Annotated in this window: 19 protein-coding genes; 7 read left to right on the top strand and 12 right to left on the bottom strand. The window is 55.0% G+C overall.

Going from position 1 to position 25,471, the window contains the following annotated elements:
- Window positions 1-8 precede the first annotated feature (8 nt).
- The 4 genes from LA756_RS12660 to mnmG form a co-directional block, all read right to left on the bottom strand.
- Entirely contained in the window at window positions 9-653 is a 645-nt protein-coding gene (locus LA756_RS12660; protein WP_224440239.1) for a hypothetical protein, read from the bottom strand.
- Window positions 654-674: 21 nt separating this feature from the next.
- Window positions 675-1,340, bottom strand: coding sequence for a hypothetical protein (locus LA756_RS12655; RefSeq protein ID WP_224440238.1), 666 nt, complete (start codon window positions 1,338-1,340; stop codon window positions 675-677).
- A gap of 200 nt (window positions 1,341-1,540) precedes the next feature.
- Window positions 1,541-2,119, bottom strand: coding sequence for a response regulator (locus LA756_RS12650; protein WP_105350268.1), 579 nt, complete (start codon window positions 2,117-2,119; stop codon window positions 1,541-1,543).
- A gap of 430 nt (window positions 2,120-2,549) precedes the next feature.
- The gene (mnmG, locus tag LA756_RS12645) at window positions 2,550-4,388 is read right to left on the bottom strand and encodes a tRNA uridine-5-carboxymethylaminomethyl(34) synthesis enzyme MnmG (protein ID WP_224440237.1); all 1,839 of its coding nucleotides are present in this window, start codon (window positions 4,386-4,388) and stop codon (window positions 2,550-2,552) included.
- Between the two features lie 200 nt (window positions 4,389-4,588).
- Between mnmG and LA756_RS12640 the strand changes: the two genes are divergently transcribed.
- Window positions 4,589-5,470: a hypothetical protein gene (locus LA756_RS12640; protein ID WP_224440236.1), complete on the top strand. Its 882-nt coding sequence runs from the start codon at window positions 4,589-4,591 to the stop codon at window positions 5,468-5,470.
- Here the strand turns inward: LA756_RS12640 and LA756_RS12635 are convergent.
- The 4 genes from LA756_RS12635 to hpnC form a co-directional block, all read right to left on the bottom strand.
- Window positions 5,467-5,862 carry a hypothetical protein gene (locus LA756_RS12635; protein ID WP_224440235.1) on the bottom strand — a complete coding sequence of 132 codons (396 nt, stop codon included), beginning with the start codon at window positions 5,860-5,862 and terminating at the stop codon, window positions 5,467-5,469. The genes LA756_RS12640 and LA756_RS12635 overlap by 4 nt on opposite strands.
- A 66-nt stretch (window positions 5,863-5,928) precedes the next feature.
- Window positions 5,929-7,455, bottom strand: coding sequence for a hydroxysqualene dehydroxylase HpnE (gene hpnE, locus LA756_RS12630; RefSeq protein ID WP_224440234.1), 1,527 nt, complete (start codon window positions 7,453-7,455; stop codon window positions 5,929-5,931).
- On the bottom strand, window positions 7,368-8,252 hold the full coding sequence (locus tag LA756_RS12625; protein WP_224440233.1) for a phytoene/squalene synthase family protein: 885 nt from the start codon (window positions 8,250-8,252) through the stop codon (window positions 7,368-7,370). Before LA756_RS12625 ends, hpnE begins: the two co-directional genes overlap by 88 nt.
- Window positions 8,249-9,196 carry a squalene synthase HpnC gene (gene hpnC / locus LA756_RS12620; protein WP_224440232.1) on the bottom strand — a complete coding sequence of 316 codons (948 nt, stop codon included), beginning with the start codon at window positions 9,194-9,196 and terminating at the stop codon, window positions 8,249-8,251. Before hpnC ends, LA756_RS12625 begins: the two co-directional genes overlap by 4 nt.
- Before the next feature lie 188 nt (window positions 9,197-9,384).
- On the opposite strand from hpnC, the gene ispH reads away from it, so the two are divergent.
- Window positions 9,385-10,323: a 4-hydroxy-3-methylbut-2-enyl diphosphate reductase gene (gene ispH / locus LA756_RS12615; protein WP_224440231.1), complete on the top strand. Its 939-nt coding sequence runs from the start codon at window positions 9,385-9,387 to the stop codon at window positions 10,321-10,323.
- Window positions 10,324-10,435: 112 nt separating this feature from the next.
- Here ispH and LA756_RS12610 read toward each other — a convergent pair whose 3' ends face one another.
- On the bottom strand, window positions 10,436-11,659 hold the full coding sequence (locus tag LA756_RS12610; RefSeq protein ID WP_224440230.1) for a DUF1080 domain-containing protein: 1,224 nt from the start codon (window positions 11,657-11,659) through the stop codon (window positions 10,436-10,438).
- A gap of 187 nt (window positions 11,660-11,846) precedes the next feature.
- Between LA756_RS12610 and LA756_RS12605 the strand changes: the two genes are divergently transcribed.
- On the top strand, window positions 11,847-13,754 hold the full coding sequence (locus LA756_RS12605; RefSeq protein ID WP_224440229.1) for a sodium:proton antiporter: 1,908 nt from the start codon (window positions 11,847-11,849) through the stop codon (window positions 13,752-13,754).
- Here LA756_RS12605 and LA756_RS12600 read toward each other — a convergent pair.
- The 3 genes from LA756_RS12600 to LA756_RS12590 form a co-directional block, all read right to left on the bottom strand.
- Entirely contained in the window at window positions 13,702-14,106 is a 405-nt protein-coding gene (locus tag LA756_RS12600; protein WP_224440228.1) for a hypothetical protein, read from the bottom strand. The genes LA756_RS12605 and LA756_RS12600 overlap by 53 nt on opposite strands.
- A gap of 74 nt (window positions 14,107-14,180) precedes the next feature.
- Window positions 14,181-15,788: a PilW family protein gene (locus LA756_RS12595; protein ID WP_224440227.1), complete on the bottom strand. Its 1,608-nt coding sequence runs from the start codon at window positions 15,786-15,788 to the stop codon at window positions 14,181-14,183.
- A 255-nt stretch (window positions 15,789-16,043) separates the two neighbouring features.
- The gene (locus LA756_RS12590) at window positions 16,044-17,021 is read right to left on the bottom strand and encodes an NAD(P)-dependent oxidoreductase (protein ID WP_224440226.1); all 978 of its coding nucleotides are present in this window, start codon (window positions 17,019-17,021) and stop codon (window positions 16,044-16,046) included.
- A gap of 361 nt (window positions 17,022-17,382) precedes the next feature.
- On the opposite strand from LA756_RS12590, the gene LA756_RS12585 reads away from it, so the two are divergent.
- From LA756_RS12585 to LA756_RS12570, 4 genes are all read left to right on the top strand, one after another.
- A complete protein-coding gene (locus tag LA756_RS12585; RefSeq protein WP_224440225.1) occupies window positions 17,383-20,640 on the top strand; it encodes a tetratricopeptide repeat protein in 3,258 nt (1,085 codons plus the stop codon).
- Between the two features lie 68 nt (window positions 20,641-20,708).
- Window positions 20,709-21,626 (top strand): MotA/TolQ/ExbB proton channel family protein, encoded by a 918-nt coding sequence (locus LA756_RS12580; RefSeq protein ID WP_224440224.1) that lies wholly within the window; start codon window positions 20,709-20,711, stop codon window positions 21,624-21,626.
- A gap of 54 nt (window positions 21,627-21,680) precedes the next feature.
- Window positions 21,681-22,100, top strand: a complete 420-nt coding sequence (locus LA756_RS12575) for a biopolymer transporter ExbD (protein WP_224440223.1) — start codon at window positions 21,681-21,683, stop codon at window positions 22,098-22,100.
- 43 nt (window positions 22,101-22,143) lie between these two features.
- Window positions 22,144-25,431, top strand: a complete 3,288-nt coding sequence (locus LA756_RS12570) for a prenyltransferase/squalene oxidase repeat-containing protein (RefSeq protein WP_224440222.1) — start codon at window positions 22,144-22,146, stop codon at window positions 25,429-25,431.
- Window positions 25,432-25,471 lie beyond the last annotated feature (40 nt).

Genomic DNA, 25,471 nt, shown 5'->3' with positions numbered 1-25,471 from the left:
TCCGCACGTTAATCGATTCCATGGGAGTTGCCACGCGAAGTTGCTTGAAATTCTTTCATCGACGGTATTTCCGTAACTTCTTCCGGTTGGTTGGCCGCTTTGAGGGAAAGCCAGATGCAAATGGCAATTAAGATGCTGCCGAGCGTTACGAAGCCCAAGATTGCAAACAGCGAGGGGAATTTTTCATCGATGTTAAGAACGATTGCCTGTGTGAGATTCGCGTTGTCGGTTACGTCCCGCAGGTGGGCTCTTTCACGGGCATCGAGTGCATCGAGACGGTTGGCCACAAGGCCAGTGACTTCTGTTCGTAAGAAGACTTCGTCCAGGTACTTCGCATCGTCTTGGATGTGGTCAACATGCGCGATCACCGGTCGCTCTGGCGAGGTGAACGAGCCATCTTCCTCGACAACGAGCATCGGAATCCAAGCTTCGGAGATGCTGTTCTTGGTGATGCCGCCTTGGATGTATTCCGACTGAAAGACAAAATCGGTTACCGTGAGATGAATATTGTTCGGGCGATCATCGGATGCCAACTGCCGTAGTGTGACTACTTCTGGCTCGGCAGTTCCTTTTATCCAAGTCGTGAACTGCATCAACGCGGCGATACAGAAACCGAATCCGATGATGCCAAGAAAAACGCGGACATATGCCATGGGAACAGTTGCCTGGGTCGACTAGAGATAAGGGTTGGATCGTCCTGACGACTGGAACTCGCCGTCCTCCGATTCTTCCTCTTCGTCCGATCGGTACGGCCGCGAGAAAAATGCGTGGGCGGCAACAAGCCAAAAACCGGCGCCTAGCAGAAGGGCGATGACGATTGATTTGGTTTGGGGAAAGCCGCGATCGACGTTGATCACAATCGCGTCTTCAAAATGCAGTTGATTGGTCGCACGAAGCAGTTCGGCACGTGTGTATTTATCGATACCGACGACGCCGCTGGTGATCACGCCCGTTAGTTCGGTTCGAGTGACTAATTCGTCGAGGCGCTTCTGGTAGTCTTCAAAGTTGTCGACGCGAACAATGACGGGATAATTCGTTTGTTGCGAGTACTTCGTCGAGCCTGGCAGTTGCAAGGGGATCCAAACGGTTTGGACTTTGCGCCGGACCGTTTCCGTGACAATCGTGTCAGGAAACTCGAAGTCGGTGATCGTCACGTGAACGTTGGATGGATCAGGCGACGAGCCGAGTGTCTCGAGCGTGACGCGAAGCGGGCTTTGCGTGCCACTAAGCCATAGTGTTAAGTCATTGCCACCGATCCCGAAAGCAACGAGCCCAGCAAACGCCAAAACGAACGCGAGCAAGTGATTGGGCTTCAGAGTGAATGGCAAGTCTGGTTTCATGGGCGTTCGGTCCGCAGTTCCGACAGAATCCCAGCGCATGCGGCGATTAAAACGGGACGCATTATCCGCAGCAGAATAGGCATGAGGATTCCTTGGGGCAGGGGAGAGCCAAAGAGGCTCAGACGAGGGCTGCCGCCAGTGACGGGGCAACTGAAAGACTCAGTTTGCCCCAAAGAAGGTTGCCAGGCAACTCTTTAGAACTAGGAATTTACCGATTCCATGTCCAGCATGTTGCAAGCCTTGTCGACGAGTGCTTCGACAGAGAAAGGCTTCTGCATGAATTCATTGGCTCCGCATGCCATCAGATCGGCGACTTTGTCTTGCTCGATCATGCCTGAGATGCAAAGGATTTTGACGTCTTCCATCGTCTTGTCCATGCGGACGCGCTGGCAGACTTCCTTACCATTAATATCGGGCAGCATGATATCCAGCACGACGATGTCAGGATGAAATTCCTTGACCAGCATGCCGGCATCGAAACCGTTGTTGGCAGTTCGCAGCTCGAAACGGCCATCGCGTTCGAATGCGTCGACCAACAGTTCGACCAAGTCGACGTCGTCGTCAACGATCAAAGCTTTGCGTTTGCCACTTTCCAGGGCATCGGTCGGGATGCCGTTTTCACGCATAAAGTTGTACAGCTGATCGCGCGGGATGCGTCGGAACCGGCTGCCAGGGACGCGAAATCCTTTCAATTGCCCCGAGTCGAAGCAACGAATGATGGTCTGTTGGCTGACCTTGCAGATCTTCGCTGCTTCACCGGTGGTAAAGACTGTTTTCATGTGCTGTCATCCTATCCCTAGCGTGTTGGGCAACCAATGCGATAAGTGAGGTTGGAGGCCGCCACGGTTTTCTGAGCATCCTCGCGCTCTGCGCATCCCTGTCAAACGAGTACATCCCGTTTAAAACTCTGATTTTCTGGAAGGTGTGTAATCGTTCCACCCCACGATAAATGAGTATTTCCGCTCTTCATCCGGATATACCCTGTTTACCGAATTTGCCAGATGCCGGAATTATATCGTCCCAGAATGCCACGTCAAGATTGATGTGGATGTCGTAACTTAAGCACCGATAACGCTTTGCGACTCAAAGCGGTTCGTTGGTCAATATTTTGCCTAATCACAATCGAAAACGTTACAAGCCCGTTCGTGGCTAATTTTCGGCCTGCTTTGATGGCAAGCTAGTGATAGCAACTCTATCGGATTCCCCAAGTTAGGAGGATTTCGGCCCCATCCGTCCGTCGAGATAAACCAGTAGCAACGCGATGTCCGAAGGGGTAATCCCGCTGATTCGTTCGGCCTGAGCGACCGAGGTGGGACGAATCTGGCCAAGCTTTTCCCGCGCTTCGGTCCGCATTTGTGTGAGTCGCGCGAAGTCGAAAGATTCTGGAATTCGTTTGTGCGAGAGTCGCTTCTGACGCTCGACTTCGACTTGCTGCCGGGCAATGTAACCTTCATAGCGGATGTCGTAGGTGACCTGAAGTGCTGCTTCGTCGGAGATATCACATAAAGCAGGTGCCAATTCGCAGACTTGCTCCCAGGTCGAATCGTTCCGCTTAAGAATACTCGACAGAAGATTACCCTGGTGTCGCGTTGAGCCGAGCGTTTCCATGGCGGAATCGATCTGGGACTGCTTCTTTTGGAATCGTTCCCAGCGCTGCGGCTGAATTAAACCACGCTCGTGGGCCAGCGGCGTTAGGCGGCGGTCGGCGTTGTCTTGTCGGAGCATCAAACGATGTTCGGCCCGGCTGGTGAACATACGGTACGGCTCGTCGACCCCGCACGTGACTAAGTCGTCGATCAATACACCGATATAAGCTTGTTCGCGGCCGAGAACTAATGGCTCTTCGCCTCGTCCTTCCAGTGCCGCATTGATTCCGGCCATCAGCCCTTGAGCGGCCGCTTCTTCATAGCCGGTCGTGCCGTTGATTTGCCCGGCAAAGTAAAGTCCGCCGACATCTTTGGTTTGCAGTGACGGCCAGAGTTGGTCGGGAGGGCAAAAGTCGTATTCGACAGCGTACCCATACCGCATGATCTGAGCGTGCTCGAGCCCTGGGATCAGCTTGAACATCTCGTCCTGGACGTCACGAGGAAGGCTCGTCGAGATACCGTTGACGTAAACTTCGCGGGTGTTGAAGCCTTCTGGTTCGAGAAACAACTGATGCCGATCCTTATCGGCGAATCGTACCACTTTGTCTTCGATGCTGGGGCAATAACGTGGGCCGCGCGATTCGATCTCGCCGCTATACATCGGAGCACGATGAAGATTGGCGCGGATTAAGTCGTGGACTTTTTCATTGGTATACGTGATGTGGCAGGGCATCTGCTCCAGCGTTAGCTTCTCGGTCAAGTACGAGAATGCCTGGGGATCTTCATCGCCTGGTTGGAGTTCAACGTTGGCGAAATCGATCGAGTTATAGTTCAAGCGAGCCGGCGTGCCGGTCTTGAATCGATCGAGACGAAAGCCCAATCGATTTAGTGCACTACTGATTCCGCTGGAGGTCCCTTCGCCGCCACGACCGCCAGGCGTTTTGGTTTCGCCGGTATGCATGATGGCCGATAGAAACGTCCCGGTCGTAAGCACCACGCAGGGAGCAGCGTAGATTGCTCCACCATGAACACTGACGCCGGTGATTCGCTGTTTGCCGTCGACTTCTTCGGTCAGCAGATCGCTAACGATCTCTTGCCGTAAGTCGAGATTGGCTTGATCTTCGACAGCCAGCTTCACCCAAAACTGGTAAGCCTTCTTGTCCGCTTGAGCTCTCGGACTGTGCATCGCGGGGCCTTTGCGGCGATTGAGCAGTCGGAACTGAATTCCTGTCGCGTCGATCGCTTCCCCCATGACACCACCCATGGCGTCGATTTCGCGGACGATCTGTCCTTTGGCAATCCCGCCGATCGCCGGATTGCAGCTCATTTGCGCAACCGTATCGAGATTGGTCGTCAGTAGGGCTGTTTTCGCCCCCAAACGCGCAGCCGCCATGGCCGCCTCGGTACCTGCGTGCCCGGCTCCTACGACGATAACGTCATACTGATAACGACACTCCGACATCCAATCACCTTGCAATCGACCTGCTTTATGAGCGAAGCTTGTATTGTAGAGGCCCCCACGATAGTTCGCGAAGGGGCGAGATACGAGTTTTCAGCCTCCAGTGTTCCGTTTTCAGCAAGAGAACGCCAGAACGGACACAATTTGCGGGGCACCGTACCGGGGTAGCTGAAAACAGAACACCTCACACTGAAATTCAACTTATGTTGTTACGCTACTTGGTTTCCAACTTTCTTCAACAACAAGGGCAAACGGTCGTGCGGGACTTTGTCTCGCAGCAGTTGGCCGAGCAAAATGCTGACGAGGTCGCCCCGGAGGACCTTCCCAAGCCGGAAGTGGTGGTGTTGTTTGCGCTGGGTATCGAATCGGCCGGTTTCAAAGAGAAGCTGGAATCTGCCACGCCGGTGAAGATGGAAAAACGGACCGTCACCGTCGGTAAGCTGGGTGGGCAGGTTGTGGGCGTTGTCGAGACCGGCGTGGGAAGGAATTCGGCAGCCGCGGCGGCAAAGGATGTGATCGATATCATCGGTCCGACGTGGATCATCTCGGCTGGATTCGCAGGCGGGTTAGTTTCGGAACTCAAGCGAGGTCATGTCGTCATGGCCAACCGCGTGACCGATTTAGAAGGGAACGAGGTCGCCATTCCCTTGAACCTGACCGAGCAGCAGATTGAAGCGACTCAGGGACTCGCCAGCGGCAAGCTGCTGACTGTCGATCGCATCATCCGTACCGTCGAAGAGAAGCGCGAGTTGGGCGAGAAGCACAGCGTTGTTGCCGTCGATATGGAGACGCTCGCTATCGCTCAGTCCTGTCACGAGAAACATACCAAGCTGATCTCGGTACGAATTATCTCTGACACCGTCGATCAGCCGCTCCCGAAAGACCTGGAAAAATTAATGAGCCAGAAGACCACTTCTGGCATGCTCGGAGCGGCAGCAGCGACCATTTTCAATCGACCTGGCAGTATTAAAGACATGTGGAACCTCAACGCAATGGCCAACAAAGCCAGCGACAAACTAGCTGGATTTCTCTCGGGGGTTGTTCCACAACTCGATTTAGCCGTCAGGGACGAACCAACTGACTAGCCCGCTTTACCGGTTGTACTGATGTAGGCTAATAGTCCTGCCGAGGCGAGGAAGATGACCCACTCTATTCCGGCGAGAACGTAGGTGGTTGTTCCGAAGCCGGTAAAGAGGAACAGGCTGATAGCTCGGAAGATGACGGCCATGCTGTGCATGAGTACGCAGCCGATCAGCAGCGGTCGGGTGGCTTCCGTCATCAGAAGCGGCATCAGGAAGATCAAGCCCCACCCAATCTCTAGCCCGCCGTAGACGGTGAAGAACTCAGACTCTCCACTACCTGGCGTCAGGTTAAAGCCGACCGACTTTGATGTCTTGCCTGGCGCGGCGGCGCACCACACACCAAGGAACATGTACGCGGCGCCAATGACAGCCAGGAAGATTCGGGCAGCAAACATGGTGATCCTTTCACAGTTCCGGTGAGGTTATTCCGAAACTGAGGAACCGCAATTGGCGTGCCTCGATTAACGATTCGATTCGTCTTTCCCGATTCCCCACAGCATCTTCGAGAGGAAACTGACGGGAAGATCGGCGTCGCCGACCGAATCGTGGTAGTCGTACTTCCGCAGAATGGCTTCCGCGGCGAGGTACCCGCTTCGGACGGCTCCTTCCATGGTCGATGGCCAACCAGTCTTTGTCCAATCGCCGGCCAATGCGAGACCAGGCAGAATGGTCCCTTGGGCTGGCCGTAAACCTTCCAAAGCGGGCGTCGCAGAGAAGACTGCTTGCTTTTCGGTCACGACCTGAAAGTCCAACAAGTAGGGCGCTGGTTGAGCTGAAAAAGCACTGACCAGTTCCGCGAGAACGCTTCGCGACAATTCCTCGTGCTTTCGACCAGCAAGATCTTGCGAGGCACTAATAACGACCTGGTAGTAGTACGCAGTCGATTTCTTGAATTGCCGAGCCCCATGGTTGAAGACCCACTGGCTCGTTCGATCCAGCAGCACTGCGTGCGGAAGTTTCGTCAGGGGGCGATCCAGCCATAAGTGCACGCTTGAAATGGGAGACGAGTCAATCTCGTCGACGTTGTCGAGCTTCGGCATCAGGTTCTTCAGGATCGGCGAAAAGATCTTTGGAGACTGATGCCATGGTACTGCGGCAATGAAGTTCTCGAAGATTCCTTCTTGGCCTTGTCCGAAACGGACATTGAACCGCGAGTTGAAGTAAGCGACTTGCCGTACCGGCGATTGACGATGGAAGCGGACGCCACGTTCACCAAGCCTCTGAGCTGCTTGTACGTCGAACACATCTTGCAGCGGGATTCGCGGAACGTAGACCTGGTATGCTTCTCGATGTCGGAGGAAGCCATCGACAAAGACTTTCCGCGCCGCGACGAACGAGACTTCCGTCAGCGGAGCCCCTAAGGCACTCACCAGTACAATTTCCCAGAATCGTGCGATCGCTTCTTCCGATTGAAGCTGCTCGACGAGCCAGTCGTGCATTTTCCAGCCGGCATACTTTTTGACTGCTTCCGGAGGGGCCATCGCCCACAGTGCCGAGGCGATTCGCTTTTGATCTGGCTTGGAAAGATAGCCTTGCTTACGAAACGCCGAGGCCAAGTGAAGCGGCGCAGGGAGCCAACCGCTTGCCGAAAAAGGATGAGCTTTTCCTGCAGCGTCGATGAAGTGCAACTTTGTATCGCGGCGGAAGCACTCTTCCAGTTCCAGACGCTCGCAGAACCCAAGGAAGTTGGTACAGCAGCCCATCGCCACATGCTGACAACGATCGATCAGCGACGGATGGTCGGGGTCACTATAGGCTCCGGCGCGACCACCTAAGGAACGCTTTGCTTCAAACAGATGGATCTCAAACGGAAACCGCGAAAGAGCTTCCGCTGCGGCGAGTCCTGCCAGGCCACCACCAACGATTGCGACGCGTTGACCACGCATGGCGTTGACGTCCATCACCAAGCCTCCGCCTGGCGAGGGCCGCTGCTCCCCAGTGGCATTCGCGACATGGCCAGTCGGGCCACCAATTTCATTTTTCGCCACGAGCCGACTTGAATCTTTCGCTGCAGCACTTCGGTCGGTGTGCGGGAAATTTGTTTCAGCAGATCGTGATAGGTTTCAGTCATCGCGTCGTAGATGCGTAGTCCATCCGGCGAAAGATCGGCTCGCAAGGCTTGCGCCGCGGTAAACTGCTGTTCGGCTCGTTCGATTTCGTGCCGCATCAGTGGCTCGAATCCAGCGGTCAATTGACCAGCCAATAGCGACGCTTCCGAGACATCAAACTGCTGAAGATCTTCCAGCGGAACGTAGATCCTTCCGCGCTGCGCGTCTTCGTGCACGTCTCGCAAGATATTGGTCAGCTGAAACGCGACGCCGGCCGCGATGGCCGCGTGGCGATTGAAGTTGGGACGTATACCCCAGACCGGCAAGCAGCTTAAGCCAATCGCGGAGGCAACCTGGTAACAGTAATGTTCCAGTTCTGCGAAGTCGGCGAATCGCGTTCGTGTCAGATCGCTTTCCACTCCGTCGATCGATTCCAACAGGTACTGCTCCGGTATTTGATACCGATGAATGGTATCGACCAATGCCTGCAGTCGGGTGTCGAGGAATTCGCCTTGCATCGCAGCACGGAAGTGCTCTCGCCAAATGTTCAAGTTAGCCGCGCGATCGGAACCTTCGTCATCAGCAAGGTCGTCGGTATGGCGAAAGAATGCGTACAACGCGTACATCGCCTGACGTTTTTCGCGAGGCAGAAACCAAAACGAAAGCAGGAAGTTCGAACCAGACTGCTTCGAGAATCGACGACACTCTTCGTAACTGGCATCAAGTGAAGCGTTCATGCCGGCACCTCGTACGGATCGGCACTGAATCGTTTGTTGCGGACGCGGATCTCCCACCAGGCCTGGGCGAGCAGTTTAACTTTGGTGCGTTTGCTGACTTTGGGGCGATGGCTCCACGAATCGAAATGCTGATGGCGGATCTGTTTTAGAATTGTTTGACCACCACGGATAAACAGGGCGATATCGACTTTCAAGTTGGACGGAAAGAAGTCGACGATCGGTTCGCCCGAGGTCAGCAGTTGATCGGCCCGGCGGACTTCAAACTCGATCAGTTCCCGGAAGGCATCCGTTTCGGCACATGTGGGCATGTCGTCGATGGAAAGCTCGAACTGCTCGAAGTCTTCGGCAGGGATATAGATACGACCTTTGTCGAAATCGCGGCGGACATCTTGCCAGAAGTTGGCCAGTTGGAGCCCTGTGCAGACTCGATCGGAATAGACGACCGCTTCCGGCGAATAGCAGCGGCCCAGATACATCACCAGGCGTCCGACCGGATCGGCCGAGTTTCGGCAATAAGCGAGTAGTTCGCGATAGCTGTTGTATCGCTTCTTGGTTTGATCCTGACGGAACGCGATCAACAGATTGCGAAGTGGTGTGATCGGGATTTTGAATTCGCGAATGGTTCGTTTCAGCGCCACGAATACGGGGTGATGGGCTTCCTGTTGATAGCAGGACTCGAGTTGTTCTTCCCACCATGCCAACAGTTTGAGGCCTTCAGCATCGTCGGCGACTTCATCCGCTAGATCATCGGCCCAGCGGCAATACGCATAAATGGCCGCGAAATGAGGATGCAGTTCGGTCGGCAGAAACCAGCTGATCACCGAGAAGTTCTCGTACGACGAAGCCGTCAGATCTTGGCAATACGCGTAGGCATCGCTCGTGCTGGGGGTTTGCCAGCTGGCGTTCGGTCCATAATTGGCCAACTGGTACTGAAATGGAGTCACGCGTTATCCGAAGTGTTGGGAAGTCGGTTGCTGCCGTAGACAGGAAGGCAAACTGCAAATTTTGCGGAAATTCGATCGCAAAGATAGACCGTTTTCCCATTCCATGCTGGCATCCGGTGGGCCTGCTGCTCTATGCCCTGTTATTGGGTTGCGGTAAGATGCAAAGTATGGAGGAGGTACTTCGCCCAATGAAAGTTATTCTAGCAAGTCCCCGCGGTTTTTGTGCCGGGGTGAACATGGCGATCGAGTGCTTGGATCTGGCGTTAAAGTCGTTCGGAGCCCCGGTCTACGTCTATCACGAGATTGTCCACAATAAGTACGTCGTGGAAACCTTCAAAAAGAAGGGGGCCATCTTCGTGGACGATCTGCAGGAAGTTCCTCCCAAGTCGATCTTGCTGTTCAGTGCCCACGGCGTTTCTCCGGAAATCCGTAAAGCGGCCAAAGACCGTGATTTGACGGCGATCGATGCCACGTGTCCGTTGGTGACGAAGGTTCACCTGGAAGCGATTAAATTCGCCAAGCTGGGCTACACCATCTGCTTGATTGGCCATGAAGGGCACGACGAAGTGATCGGCACGATGGGCGAAGCCCCTGAAGCGATCGTTCTGGTCGAGACCGAAGCGGACGTCGACAAGCTGGAAATTGAGGACCCGACCAGGCTGGCCTACCTGACGCAAACGACTCTTTCCGTCGACGATGCGACTCGGATTATTAATCGGCTTAAAAATCGATTCCCCGAGATCAAAGGACCACCGAAAGCCGACATTTGCTACGCGACCCAAAACCGCCAGGAAGCGGTGCGAATCTTGGGAAGCGAAGCTCAAATGGTGTTGGTCCTGGGCAGTCAGAACAGTTCCAACAGCCAGCGACTGAAAGAGCTGGCCAAGGAATCTGGCACGCCAGGCTACTTGATCGATGGGGCCAGTGACATCAAGAAGGAATGGTTCGACGGCGTTGAAGGTGTCCTCGTAACCGCCGGCGCAAGTGCCCCGGAAGATGTCGTCCAGGAATGTCTCGATTACCTGGTCGAGAACTTCGACGCGACGATCGAAACGCGATCGATCCGCGAGGAAGAAGTTCACTTCCCTCTACCAAAAGAACTGCGAAAGCTGGTCAGCATCACCTAAGCCGATTGCCGCAGGTGCTGACTTACTTTTCCAACGAATCAAGGGCCATGCTCACTTAGTGGTGAGCATGGCCCAATTTTTTGTTAGTCGTGTTTCTAACCGCAGCTTTCGTTTACTTGGTTCGCTTGACGGGCCAACGTTCCGGCAACTCTTGGATTTGAAAGTTACGGAACAGCACGTCGGTCGTCGGATCGTGACCTTGCAGGATGATCGTGCCAGCTTCCAGACGTAGTCCGCGGCGCGGGTTTTCATCGGCTTTGCGTTGATCGGTCCAGTCGGTAACTTGATAGCCGTTGACCCAAACCGAAATGTGGGCACCTTCGGCGATCAGAGTTTTAATGAGCCACTCTTTGTCTTTACTGACCACTTTGCGAGCGACGCTTCGTCGGAAGATAGCTCCGGTACCGCTGTCGATCGGCTTGGTCGGATCGTCACCTTCGATGCCGTTATGGATCTGGCTTTCGTAGCCCATCATCTTGTCGCCGGGGATGCTACGGAAAAAGAGGCCTGAGTTGAGGTTCTCTGCATTGGTCTTCGCTTCCATTTGCAGAACGAAGTTTGCGTAGACGCCTTCGGTTTCGAGTTGTCCTGGACCGTCTTGGGCACGAATCGCCCCTTCTTCGGTGACGGAGAACTTGGTGACCATCTCGGGATACTGCTTCCAGCCGCTAAGGTCCTTGCCGTTGAAGATCGACTTGAGCCCAAGCGGTTTCAAAGCGATGTTGCGGAATTTGGCTTTACCACCGTTGTACTGCAAACCGATGAATCCCTTGCCCAAGTAGTCCGTATCTTCCAGCGTGGAGACAACTTCGCCATCCAGTTTGACTTCCAAAACGGGGCCTACTGCGCGGATCTCGAAGGTATGCCACTCGCCCGGTTTGCATTCCGGCGTTACTTTCTCGCGGCCGACGATACTGCCCGTGGGAAAGGAATTGGAAGGGGGAGCGATATTCAATTCATAACAGTCATAAGTCGGGCTCTTGGGTTGTGGAGAAGTCCGCAGGAAGATCCCACTGTTGGTGTTTTCTTCCGCCATGAAATCGACTTTGAGCTGGAAGTCGGCGAACTGGGTTGTCGTACAAAGCAGACCGACATCCCCGTCGCTCACCTCGATGGTGCCGTCGACCACTTTCCAGTTGGTCTTCGTGATTTGCTTCCAGCCAAAAAGCGTTTCGCCATCGAACAGCGAAATCCAGCCATCTTCGATTTCTTCCTGCGTCAGACCTGGCGTTTGAGCCGATAAGGGGTTCACTGTGGTCAGCGACGTCACGGCAACGACGAGCAGCGAGAGCACAAAAGGACGAAAAGAGTAACGGCTGCGGTTATCAACAGGCATGGCGTGCAGTTCCTGGGCGGGAAATGAAGGACCTTATCTGGCCGATAGGCGGAACACTCTAACCTAAAGAAATCATTAGGGTTTGGGAAGATCTGCGGGGTTTGCTCTTGCGCCACGGTAAGGTAGGTTAAAGATCCTTAGGAATGCGAACGCCCTAGGATGCGTCCGCGATCTGGAGATTCAAGTTGTGGAAGAAAAGCTATACCTCCTTTATTTTGCCGGTATTTTGGCCCTGGGCATCTCTGCGCAGTGGCTGGCTTGGCGGTTAAGGCTCCCTTCCATTCTCCTTCTGTTAGGGTTCGGCTTTTTGGCCAGTTTCCTTCCGGAAGGGCCTGACGAAGTGATCGGCCGCGAAGTGCTGTTCCCGATCGTCTCGCTTTCGGTTGCCGTCATTCTTTTTGAAGGGGGCATGAGTCTGCGCTTCGCCGAACTGCGCGAAGTGGGGCCTGCACTGGGTGGTTTAGTCACCATTGGGGCGCTGATTGTCTGGGGATTAGCGGCCGTCGCTGCGCATTATGTAATTGGCTTTTCGCCGGCGATTTCCGCCGTGGTGGGGGCGATTGTCGTCGTCACAGGGCCAACGGTCGTGGGGCCACTGCTGAGTCATATACGTCCTTCCCGCAAGATTGGCTCGTTGGCCAAATGGGAAGGGATTGTGATCGACCCGATCGGGGCCGTTTTGGCGGTTCTCGTGTTCGAGTTCATCATGCAGACCGGCGAAGGGGCAACTTGGGCCACGCCGATGTGGTCGATTGCTAAGACAATACTCGTGGGTGTTGTCCTGGGCGTTTTGACCGCCTACATGATGATCTTTTCGCTGAAGAGCTACTGGATTCCAGATTTTCTGCACAACGCGTTCATTCTGGCCGTGTTGCTTTCTGTTTTCGCGATCTCGAATTACATCCAGAGCGAGTCTGGTTTGTTGACGGTTACCGTGCTGGGGCTGCTGATGGCGAATCAGAAGCACATCCCCGTGCGGCATATCTTTGAGTTTAAAGAGAACCTCCGCGTACTCTTGATTTCCTGCTTGTTCATCGTGCTTGCCGCACGAGTCTCGTTGACGACGTTATTAGAAGTGGGCTGGATGGGTCTGCTGTTCGTGGCGATCTTGATTGTGATCGTTCGCCCGGCGTCGGTGTTTCTTTCGACGCTCGGAAGCGGGCTGAATTGGCGGGAAAAGGTGTTCCTTTGCTTCATGGCCCCGCGTGGTATTGTGGCGGCCGCGGTCGGTTCGATTTTCTCGTTTGAACTCGCCCATCATGCCGAATCACTCGACTTGCACGAGATCGGTGGCATTCCTGAGGGAACGCTCGTCGTGCCGGTCGTTTTCATGGTGATTGTCGGCACGGTGACGTTTTACGGTTTGACTGCTTCCCCGGTCGCACGCTGGCTGGGACTCGCTAGTCCAGCCCCTCAGGGTGTGCTGATTGCCGGGGCAGATCGCTGGATTCGCGAACTGGCCGTCGTGATCAAAAGTGCTGGGTTTCACGTGATGTTGGTCGATACGAACTTCCGCAATATCACTGCCGCTCGGATGCAGAATTTACCGGCCCAGTGTGCGAGTATTCTTTCCGACTTCGTCAGCGAAGAGTTGAACCTGGGCGGTATCGGCCGGCTTTTAGCGGCCACGCCGAACGACGAGGTGAACTCGCTCGCTTGCATGGAATTCACCCATTTGTTCGGCCGTAAAGAGGTCTACCAACTCAGCCCGTGGGATTCAGGGTCTGGCAAACGTCAGTCGGTCTCGGATCATTTGCGGGGTCGCGTGATCTTCGGGCATGGGCTCGACTTCTATAAAATTGCCCGGCGTGTGACCGCGGGGGCCCAGTTTAAAAAGACTTCGATCACCGAAGAGTTTACCTACCACGACTTCCAGCAAACCCATGGCGAGTCAGCCACGTTGTTGTTTGTGATCACGGAAACGAATCGTCTGCGAATGGTTACTGCGGACGACAGTTTCGTTCCTAAAGCAGGGCAAACGATCATCGCGTTGATCGATGCTCGACCTGAGCCGGTCAAACCGCCGACGAAGTCGAACGAGTCTAATGCGACTGAGGCGGAAGAATCGCCAGCGAAATCTGCGGAGTCGGAATAGTCTCTGACAGTTCAGCGACTTCGCCTACCGAGATGGTCAGACAGCACCGATCTGTTAAATGATCGCCAACGTCCAGGGCATGTTCCTTTTGCGCCGGAAACATGCCCAGGCTGGTATCGTTCAGTGAGATCGATCCTGAAAAGGGAAGTTCTGCGAGCTTCAATTGGACGACGCTACCGTCGTCGATCCCTGTCGGGCGATGGAACCATCGCTGCAGAACAATCGAGCTCGAACGTGCCGCTTGAATGATCTGCGGCCAGGCAGCGGGAAGCTTCACGCGAGTCGGTTCGTCTGGAACCCCGGCGATCATTTCCCACGGACCGTTGAGACGGATGGTATGGGGTTCGGTCATATTCAGTAAAAAAAGCGAGCACACCCCGAGAGCGTGCTCGCCATCTTTCTCGTTAGAAAGCTATTGGAGGTCGTCTATTCCGGCAGGAAGTCTGAGATCACAGTGTCCTGGCGAACCTGGCGGGTACCGTTTTCGATCGCTCGAATCGTAATCGATACGGCCCGCAAGGGAACCGGATAAGGAGGCGACGTTTCGTATTCACTAATGTCGTCGACGACACCGTCGCCGGTGTCATCAAATCCGTTGGTACCTTCGTCAACTTGACCGTTGCCATTCTGGTCGACGCCATCCGATTCGTAAGCGAGCGGCCACGTGTCGTAATAAGCATACTGAAGGGCTAAGTTCGGCGTGTCGGCCGGATTGCCGGTAATTATCAGTTGCGACGGAATCTGTGGAAACGCCGTGAGAAGATCGCCGAAGTTTGTAGGCGCCGTTCCGAAAATTTGGGCATCGTTGACTTCCACGCTATTCAGCCCAGAGCTTGTGGCTGGTGCACCGCCGAAGGTGCTTGTCGCTATCAGGGACTGCCGGGCACTCCAGTTCAAGTCCGTAAAGGCGCCAGACATCGGCGTGGATGTATTGAGTACCCCAGCTCCGTTGGACGGATCGTATCCCAGTTCCCCGGGAGCTATACCGAAGTTCCCGGAGCCATCCTGCAGCACAACGGCCGATGGATCGAACACTTTCACATCGAAAGCCAGGGCATTGGTCATGATGACATCTTCGCCGGTACGATCACGACTGCTGCCACCAATGATCCCATTGAGCTGCTCGAAGGAACGCATCCGATGAGGCTGCATCACGTGCGGGAAGTTGTAGTTGTTCGCTGTATTCCCGGTGCCGTTATGGGCAACTCGGTAGGCACGATCTTGCAGTCTTTCCAACGAGTTGGTCGTCCAAGGGTCAGTCCCTTTGCGACTAACCGAAAGATCGTAGTAGTTCCTCAGTTCGGCCTCAGTGATATCAGCCGTTGTGTAAGGGGTCGCGGTATAGGGCGAAGAAGTACCGATCGTACCGAAGTAGATATCTGGCCGAATCAGGAACGCGCGTCGATAGAGCGTGACGGTTTCGTTCGCATCTCGGTGGCCGGCCACATTCCACGTTTCGAGGTTGGCATCATCCGTAGGCGTCAACTTGGTGAAGTAAACGATTTCTGCGTAGTGCGAAGTAATTGTCGTGAAAAGTGCAGGATTCGACCGGTCGATGTAGAACTTGTAAGGAGAGGAAGCATCCGTTGGGACGGCCTGCAATTGCCCTTGAATGATCCCAACAAACGGCTTGTCTTTGCTGTAGGACGTAAAGCAGAGCATGTCATCGGCGTCTCCAGCTAGGGCGCCTTGATCGCCGGGAAGCGTTGGGACGATGTCGACTAATGCGTAATCGATGTCGCGGTCAGGGCCTTCGATGATCTCGAAGTAACCTTGGTTGCTTCCCGGTTCGACCCATGGCAAAGCATCAACCGAGACGTTGTCCAATTCGCTTTGCAGGCGATTGGAGACGCTTCGCAGGTTGCCGGAAAGTTCGATCGTGGCTCGGGCATCTCGCATGGCGGAACCCATCATGCCGAAGATCTGGGCCACTGCCGCGAACATGATGAGCGTTAACGCAGTCGCCATCAACATTTCGACGAGCGTTAGTCCGCGCACTTGTTGGGTGGTGTGCGGTTTACGAATGTTCCACATACGATGTGCGTCCTGTTGGTTACGCCTGAATTGTGTGCCTGCCCATGGCTGAAAATTCAGGTTTGCCGTCCTCGCTGGCTCGAAGGCAGCCTGGCGAGCTAGGGAGATAAGTTGCTTGTCGACTAGCTGGCGATAGAATCGCTGGAAACCATTGGTATTCCAGCTGTTTAAGTATATTGCGCCCCTGGTCGTTATTCCACCGGGAATGTCGCAATCGGTCAAGCGTTTTGCAACGGTTGCCCGTATTGTTGGGGGTTAGCTCTGCTTGAAACGGATCACGTCAGCGACGATGTCCTCGAGCGTGAACTGAGGGGCATATTCAATGCACCCCTTAATCTTCGTTAGGTCAGGCACACGGCGATTAATGTCCTCGAAACTCGCATTAAACGCTTCCTCATAAGTCTGGAACTGCACGTCGAGCTCTGGATTGACCTGAGCAATTACCATCTTAGCGAGTTCCAAAATCGTGACCGGACGGTCGCTCCCGATGTTGAAGACCTGGCCCAACGCCGCGTCCGTTCGCATTAACTTAATCACCGCTCCGATTACGTCTGCCACGTGGGCGAAGCAGCGGATCTGGCTTCCATCGTGGTGGACCGTGGGAGACTTGCCGGCCATCGCAGCATCGACAAACCTTGGCAGCACCATTCCATAAGTCCCAGTCTGGCGAGGCCCTACGACATTAAAGAAGCGGCCGATCACCACTGGGGTCTGCTTTTGGTTCCAGTAGGCTAACGCCAGGAACTCGTCGATTGCCTTTGATGCGCCGTAACTCCAGCGTGGCCGGGTGGTTGCGCCGAATACTAAGTCGTCCTCTTCGGTCCAAGTTGCCTTGGGGTTTTTGCCGTATACCTCGGAAGTGCTTGCCAGGAAGAGGCGAACTTCATCCCCTTCGCTGTTACGACGCTGAACCTCGGCGAGGAGCAGTTCGGTGGGGTAAATGTTGCGTTCGATCGTTTGGATGGGCTCTTGGTTAATGAGCGCGACACCCACCGCGGCCGCCAAGTGATAGACTTCATTGGCTTCGTTGACCAATTCGCGGACGAGGTCGCGATCGGAAACCGTGCCGTGGACGAAGCGGAAGTTGGGATCGGCGAGCAGTGGCTCGATGTTTTGCTTGGTGCCGGTCGATTCGTCGTCGACGACGATGACTTTGTTGCCGGCTTTCAGAAGGGCTTCGGCCAGGTGCGAGCCAATGAATCCGGCCCCGCCGGTGATCAGAGAAGTTGCCATGCGTTGCTTGCTTTGCTGAAAAATCGCGAAGCGCGATCCATCTTCACGATGATGCGTATGGGGAAAAGCGTATCCCTAACTCGTCGGGAGGCTGTTCCAGATGCCGCTTGATGACGACAACTCGTTATCCTACAAGGTTTTTCCCCACTTAGTCGGACATTCCTATCTATCATGATCGACAATGGGATGAAAAAAGCTGCAAAGTCCTTTTCGGCATGGAAATTTAGCTCTAGAAATGGTTTCCCAAGGCGGAATAATGAAACTTCACGGAATTTCCGTCACAATAGAGTGGAAAGATCGCCACTCGATCCCACCCCGATCTGCCTGCAATTTGCTGATAAATAACGAGGACCGTTGTTCCATGCTGTCTCTGTTTTCGGGCCGCCAGTCCCTTTCCGCACGAAGCGTGACCCTGGGGACATCGCCTCGCATAAGAGAAATCTTCGTCGCGATGTGTGCATTGCTGCTGATGATGTTCAGCAGCACCGTGGCGACCGCCCAGGAATCGTCACGTGAAGCGGCACTCTTCTTCTCCGATGTCGTGAACTACCAAAACGCCGGCGAATTTGAATTGGCCGCGGACGAATGGAAGAAGTTCGTTGAAAAGTTCCCCAACGATCCACTTGCCGCCAAGGCCCAGAACTATCTGGCCGTTTGCCAATTGCAACTGAAAAAGTATGCCGACGCGACCGCCAACTTCGAGACCGTTCTGAAGAAGTACCCCCAAGCCGATTTCCGGGAAGAGGCGATGTTGAACCTCGCGTCGGCCAACTACGCTTGGGCCCAGAGCGGGAATCAGGCGAAGTATAAGGAAGCGGCCGATCGGTTCTCGGCATTGTTGAAAGACTTCCCTAAGACCGAGTACGCCGACCAGGCCCAATACTTTCTGGGCGAGTCGCTCTATCTTTCTGGGCAGAAGGACAAGTCGATCGCTGCTTACGATCAACTGGTTAAGTCCTTTCCCGACAGTGCCCTCGCGGCCGATGCCCTTTACGCAAAAGGGGTGACGCTGGAAGAACTGCAGAAGTTTGCCGAAGCTCAGGCCGTCTACGATCAGTTCCTCAAGTCGTATTCCAAAAATGCGTTGGCAACCGAAGTCACGATGCGAAAAGGAGAGGCACTGCTTCAGCAGAATCAGTTTGAAGCGGCCGAAAAGCTGTTCGAACAGGCTTCGCAGCAGGAAGGCTTCGACTTGGCTGATCATGCCATGTATCGTCTTGCATTCTGTGCGCTGCAGCATGACGAACTGATGAAAGCAGGCAATGCGTATGCTCGTATTCCGCTGGAATTCCCAAAGTCGGCGTATGCCCCGGAAGCTACGATGCTCGCAGGTCGCTGCTATTACCGAGCAGGTCGTCTGGACGATGCCGCCCGATGGCTGGCCGCCGCGGGACGCCAAGGAGGAGAGTTCGAGGTAGAAGCGGCTCACTGGTTGGCTCGCGTCTACTTGCAACAAGGCAAAGCAGCCGAGGCAGAAGCTCTCGCGAAAGCAATTCTGGCGAAGTCGAAGGAAAGTGAATTTCAAGTCGACTTGAAGCTCGACATGGCCGATGCGGTCTACGAACAAAAGGATCGCCGCAAAGATTCGATCGCGCTTTACCAACGGATCGTGAAAGATCATCCCGACACGCCAGAAGCAGCTCAGTCACTTTACAATGCTGCGTTTGCCGCACTCGAACTTCGCGACTTTGAAAAAGCGGCGGCTCTGTCGGATCAGTTTGCCAAGCAGTATCCAAAAGATGAGTCGCGGCTTGATGCGTTGTACGTCGGGGCAGAAGCGAAGCTGCAAACCGATAAACTGGCAGCCGCCGAGAAAGACTTGCAATCGCTCATTCAAGCAGGGAAAGATCGCCCTGAGGTCGGTCGATGGCAGCTTCGACTGGCCCTGACGCAGTATCTGCAAAACAAGTACGCCGAAGTCGAGAAAACGGTTGCTTCGGTCAAGTCGAGTTTGAAAGATCCTGAACTGCTCGCTCAAGCGAACTACCTGGTCGGTGCCAGCGCGTTTCAGCAGCAACAATATGCCAAAGCCCAGCAGGCGCTGGAGGCATCGGTAAAAGCTTCCACTAATTGGGCTCAAGCTGACGAGGCTCGGCTGATGCTCGCACGTACGCTGCATGCCGAAGGCAAAACGAGCGAAGCAATCCAGCAAGCGAAAACGGTGCTTTCGAGTTATCCCAACAGCCAGATTCTCGATCAGGCCAACTTCCGGCTTGGGGAGTTCTTGTTCGCCGAAAATCAATTCGCCGATGCGGCGGCTGCTTATGCGGCCGTGCTTGCGAAAGCTCCCCAGTCGAGCCTTGTTCCGCACGCTTTGTATGGGCAAGCATGGGCCGAGTTGAAGCAGTCGAAACTGGCCGCTGCAGACAAAGCGTTCAGCGAATTGATCGCGAAGCATGGCGATCATGAGTTGGTCATTGACGCCCACACCGGTCGGGCCATCGCACGTCGTGGGGAAGGGAAATTTCAGGAAGCGATTGAAGACTTGAATCAGGTCATCGCCAAGAGCAAAGATGGCACACAGAAACTGGAAGCAGAATACCTCAAGGGGGTGAGCCTGGTCGACGCCAAGAATCCGGCCGAAGCGGAAAAAGTGTTCGCCGCGATTCATCGGCAGAACCCTAAGTTCGCCAGCGACGACAAAGTGCTGTACGAACTCGCTTGGGCGCAACGGGCCCAGAATAAAACCGATGCCTCGATCGAAAGCTTCCAGCAGTTAGCCAAATCGCACCCGAAAAGTCCGCTTGCTCCAGAAGCGATGTATCATGTTGGCGAAGCGTACTATGGCAAGGAAAACTTCGCCGAAGCGGAAACGTGGTACACATCGTCGGCCAGCCAAGCAAAGTCGCCTGAGATCGGCGAGAAAGCCCTTTATAAGCAGTCCTGGTCGCAGTATCAGCAAGGCAAAACGCAAGAAGCTCTCGATGGGTTTGGCAAACAGATCACGCATTACCCCAACGGGGCGCTCGCGTCCGATGCAATCTTCATGCAGGGCGAATGCTTCTATAAAGATAAGCAGTACGATGCGGCGCTTGATTCGTATGCCCGCGTCGATCCAAAGCGACTTTCCAGCGACGAGATGCGTTCGCTCCTGATGCTGCACGCAGGACAATCTGCCAGTCAGCAAAAGCTGTGGACTGAAGCGAAGAAATGGTTCACGCAGCTTGTCGATCAGTTGCCGAACTCGCCCCTGATTGGCGAGACTTACTACGAGCTGGGTTGGGCCAGTTACAACGAAAAGCAAAGCTCCGACGCAATTTCTTACTTCAATCAAGCTGCCGAAGCATCACGCGGGCTCGCAGGAGCTCGCGCTCGGTTTATGCTTGGTGAAATTTACTTTGAGCAAAAGAAGTATGAAGATGCATTGGGGCAATTTAAGCGTGTTGTTTACGGCTTCGGCGGCGAACAGTCGCTCGATAGCGTCAAGCCATGGCAAGCCAAAAGTGCCTACGAAACGGCCCGTTGTAACGAAGTCCAAATTCGCAGCGCCGCTGCCGACAAGAAGTCGGAGTACATCGACGAAGCGAAGAAGTTTTACACCCTCGTGGTGCAGCGATATCCTCAATCGCCCGAAGCCAAACTCGCCCAGGCACGGCTCGATGCCTTGGCGAAACTTTAATGCCTGCGTTCAGGCAAAGTGACCTGTCCGAAATGATTGATTCAACGCGACTTGGAAACCACTCTCCTATGCCCAATTTCACTCGCGTGATCCTGGCCCTGTTTGTCCTGCTGATCATCAGCCTTCCAGCCTTCGCCCAGGATGGTGCTCCCAGCGGGGAAGATTCGGGCGAAGAAGCAGCTCCCGCGCTGATTGAAAAACGCCTGAGCGATTCCGAATCGCTAACGCTCGTAAGTCTTATCTTGCGTGGCGGAAAGATGATGATTCCGTTGGGGGTGATGTCGGTGATCGTCGTCGCGCTAACGCTAGAGCGTCTTTTCGCCTTACGAAAAGCGCGGATCATTCCCTACAAGCTACAACGCGAGTTGTCTCAGCTGCGTTTGACGGAAAAAGGGCTCGATCCTCGCGAGGCGTACAAGCTCTGCAAGACATATCCGTCGGCGCTTGCGAATGTCGTGAAGGCAATGCTCCACCGCATTGGTCGTCCGCAGTCGGAAGTCGAACATGCTGTCGCCGAGGCAACCGAACGTGAAGCCGATCGACTGTACGGCAACGTTCGCTGGATTGCACTGATGGGCAGCGTTGCGCCGCTGTTGGGGCTGATGGGGACCGTTTGGGGCATTATCTGGACGTTTTATAAAACCACGCAGCTGGAAATCGGGGCCGATCGCGCCGATCAGCTTGCCGGCGGGATCTTTGTGGCACTTGTGACGACTCTTGGCGGTTTGACGATTGCCATTCCCGCAATGATCTTTGCCCAGTATTTTGAAAGTCGGATCGTGGCCCTGTTCCACGAGATGGACGAGATCTTGTTCGACTTGATCCCCGGCTTCGAGCATTACGAAGGAAAGCTGCGAGCCAAGCATCGCACTTACGATGGTCCGGCAACGACAAGCGTGAAAACGATGGAACCGCCTGCGAAAGGAGTTGCCCCCGGTGGAACGCTCGACGGCTCGCAAACACAAGCGTTGCCGCGATCTCAATAAACTTTCGTGCCATCGATCCTTGAAATCAACTTCCCCTGACCAGAAGAAAACAACGTGGCAGTCAAACTCAATCGCGGACGCGCTCGATCGATGCTGGATATCACTCCGCTGATCGATATCGTGTTCCTGTTGTTGATCTTCTTCATGGTGATGACTCGCTTCGACGAAGAAGACTACAAGTTGGACGTCGTCCTGCCGACTGCCAGTGAAGCCCAGCCGCTCATTTCCCAGCCGCGCGAACTGTTTATCAATATCGATCCCGAGGGGCGATACTTTGTGCGTGGGGACGAGCGTTCGATTGCCGACATCGAAGAAATGCTGGCCCAAACGGCGGCCGACAACCCAGAAAGCTCGGTGATTATTCGAGCGGACAAAGAAAGCAAAATTGAATTTAGCGTTCAAGTGATGAATGCATGTAACAAAGCCAAGCTCAACAACTACTCGATCAGCACCGCCGCCATAGAGCCAAACTAAGTAGCAACCGCTCCAATCAACTGCGGAGCCAAGCGGAATATTCATGGCTGAAAACTGGAGAAATGAAGACCGATCGTCCCACGCCTCTTCGCCCGAAGAAAAGGCGTGGCCGGTGTACGCTGCGTACACGTTCTTCATGCTCTACTTCGGTGCGTCCAGCTATCTGCTGTTCGATTGGGACCACGATCTGTGGTACTTCAACGCCCAGGTATATATCGCGTTTGCCGCGGTGGCATGGATTGTCGGTCTGGCCGTCATTCCGCTACTGGATATTAGCAGCGTTCGACGGGGGATTCAGCTTTCGATCGTGCTCAGCCTGATGCTGCATCTAAGCATGTTTCTCGGCATGGTGGCGATCGACGTCGGTGAAATCGCCGACACGTCGTTGAATCAAAACAAAGAGAAAACTCCGAAGCGAGAAGCGGTCGTCGTTCCTGACTACAGTCCCGCGCAGATCAACGAAGATCGCGAGACAGAACGAGAATACGAACAGCCGGTCGAAACCAAAGAAGCTGAAGCGGAAGTCGATCCGCTCGAGCAAGAGAAGATCGAGCACCAGCAGCCGCAGATGAAGGAGAACGAAGTCTCACAGGAAGAGTTACCGCGCGAAGTTGAACCGGAGCAGATGGATCGCCGGGAACAGCAAGTCGAGCAGCCTAAGCAAGAGACGCTTCAAGACTTGCCGTCGGAGCTTGCCAAGCAGGCCCGCGAGATGCAGCAGCGCGAAGTCGAGCAAGCTCAACAAATCGAAGTCCAACGGCAAGAACAGCAGCAGCCGGAACTTTCAGCCGCCGAAGCCGCCGCTCAGCGTTCCGCTCAAGCTTTAGAAATGCAGCGTCAGGCCTCGAATATTCAGGAGGCCGTTCAGCGAACGACCGAAATTCAACGACAAAACACGGTCCAAGATCTACCAAGTCTTTCCCCCAGTCAGGCTCAGGAAGTTCAGCGGCAGCGTATGGAAGCCAACAATTTGGCACAAACGCAAGCAGATGCCGTTGAAGTTCAGCGAGCCAATCCACAGCAGCTTCGCGCCCAGGCTCAAGCGGCCCAACTGGCTCGCCAGCAATCGCAACAGCAAGCCAATCAGCCGAGAGCGTCTGCCGTTTCGCCTAGTCCCACGACGATGGCTTCCAGCATGGCGATGACACGCAGCCAGCAAAACCCCGAGATGCAAATTGCTCCGTCGGCTGCCGCTGCTGATCTTGCTCGCAATTCAGCCACAAGCAACCTGCCGACGGTCAACTCGACGATTAGCGATAATCTCCCTCGTCCTACACCTGGCCAGGCCAACAACTCGCAGCTTCAACCTGCCGCGGGAAGCATGGCTCGACAGGAAGTGGGGGGCGATGGTGTCGAAGCGAATGCCGTAAATCCTGGCCAATTGTGGGCCAAGCCTTCGACGGCAAGTCGAACCGCCGAGATGGTGCAACAGCATGGGGCAACTCGTAGCTCGGCCGCACGGGACGAAGGAATTGTCACCAATGATTTGAACAATCCATCCATCGGACGATCGGCGGCAACAGGTTCTCAGGCCATGGCTGGACCAAGCACGAAGATCGATTTCCAAGGACCCAATGGCGGTAATCAATCGGCAGCGAATGCGGCCGCGTTGGCTTCCGGTCAGTTTGCAACGCCTTCGATGAACGTGGGCCGAACTAACGGCAACGCGGCAGATGAGTTTGGCGAAGGCCAAGTCGGTTCGGTGGAAGTTGGCTCTCCAGGGGCCAACCTTGGTACCGACTTAGCTGGGCTTGCCCGAGGAACTGCCGCCCGCGGAAGTGAAGAGGGTTCGCTCGCCGAAATGGCCTCTGGAACGCAAGGGCTGCCTGCCGGGCGATCGCCGGGTGCAAGTCCAGTGCTGGGAACTCAAGCGACCGCCGAAGGCATCCCTGGCGGTGGTGGCGGTGCGATGCAACCTGGCGGGGGAGACATTGCCGGATCGCTTCCTGGATTGGGCAGCGTTCCAGAAATTCGTCGACGAAACTTGGGCGGACCGGCAATGCCGTCAGGCCGACCAGGTGTGAACGACTTAGCAGGTGCTCCGATCGGATCGGCAACACAGCCAGGATTTATCGGCCGACGCCGCACCAGCGATGCTCCGCAGATTACCACGAACATGGCCAACATTCCGGTTCGTTCGCCTGGAAGACGGGGACCGCTGCTTAGCACTAAAGCTGCTGTTCCGACGGAAGCTTTCAGTCGCCGTGCGATGCGTAAAGGGGGCGGGGCAGGGGATGGTGCGATTCGTCCTAGTCGTGAAACAGAACTTGCCATCGAACGTGGTCTCGCCTTTCTGGCGAATCATCAGTCGTCTGACGGTCGGTGGAGTTTGCGTGGCTTTGCCGCGGTTCACCCAGAAAACTTCCCGCTGTATCGTGATGAACTTTCCACGCTCAACTCGGATACGGCTGCCACAGGACTTGCCTTGTTGGCATTCCTGGGGGCTGGCTACGACCACCTGAGTGACAAGTACGAAAAAGAAGTTCGCGACGGGGTCACCTTCCTTGTCGAGAATCAGAAAGAGAATGGCGACTTATATATCGAGATGGACGCGACTTCCAACTCGAGTTGTCGTCTATACAGCCATGCGATTGCCGCTTTGGCATTGTGCGAAGCCTACGGGATGACCCAGGACGAATCGCTGCGGGCCGCAGCGCAAAAGTCGCTGGATTACATTGAGGCTTCACAAGATCCGCAACTCGGTGGTTGGCGATACACGCCAGGCCATGGGACGGACACGTCCGTTACCGGTTGGATGACGCTGGCTCTCAAGAGCGGTCAATTGGCAGGACTTCGAGTCGATCCCAAATCGTTCGAGGGGATTCGCAAATGGCTTGCTTCGGCAGAGTCTCGTCAGCGAGGCCGAGCCGTTTATGTTTATAACCCTTACGCACCGAACACGCCGCAGCAGCGGCATGGACGGGATCCAAGTCAAACGATGACTGCCGTTGGCGCTTTGATCCAGCTTTATCTTGGCAACCGTCGTGACAGCCGGATCTTGCAGGACAGCGCCGACTATTTGAAAGAGAATCTGCCGGCGATGGGAACGCCGGAAGCGCCTTTACGAGACACGTACTACTGGTATTACGCGACCCAGGTGATGTTCCACATGCGAGGCGATCACTGGGAAGCATGGGACAGCAAACTGCACGTCATGCTCGAGCAAACCCAAGTGTTGGAAGGCCCAGCGGCTGGCAGTTGGGACCCCAAAGGCCGCGTGCCTGATCGCTGGGGAGGCTTTGCCGGGCGGATCTATGTGACAACGATGAACCTCCTGTCGCTGGAAGTTTATCACCGTCACTTGCCGATTTACGACGACGTGGCGAACTAGAGCGGTTCCATTCTATCTGTAGCGCCCTGGCTGGCTGTGG

It is taken from the genome of Bremerella sp. TYQ1 (assembly GCF_020150455.1).
In the GTDB taxonomy this organism is placed as follows: Bacteria; Planctomycetota; Planctomycetia; order Pirellulales; family Pirellulaceae; genus Bremerella; species Bremerella volcania_A.
The sequence above is the reverse complement of the archived record's forward strand: the minus strand, read 5'-3'. Positions and strand labels throughout refer to the sequence as shown.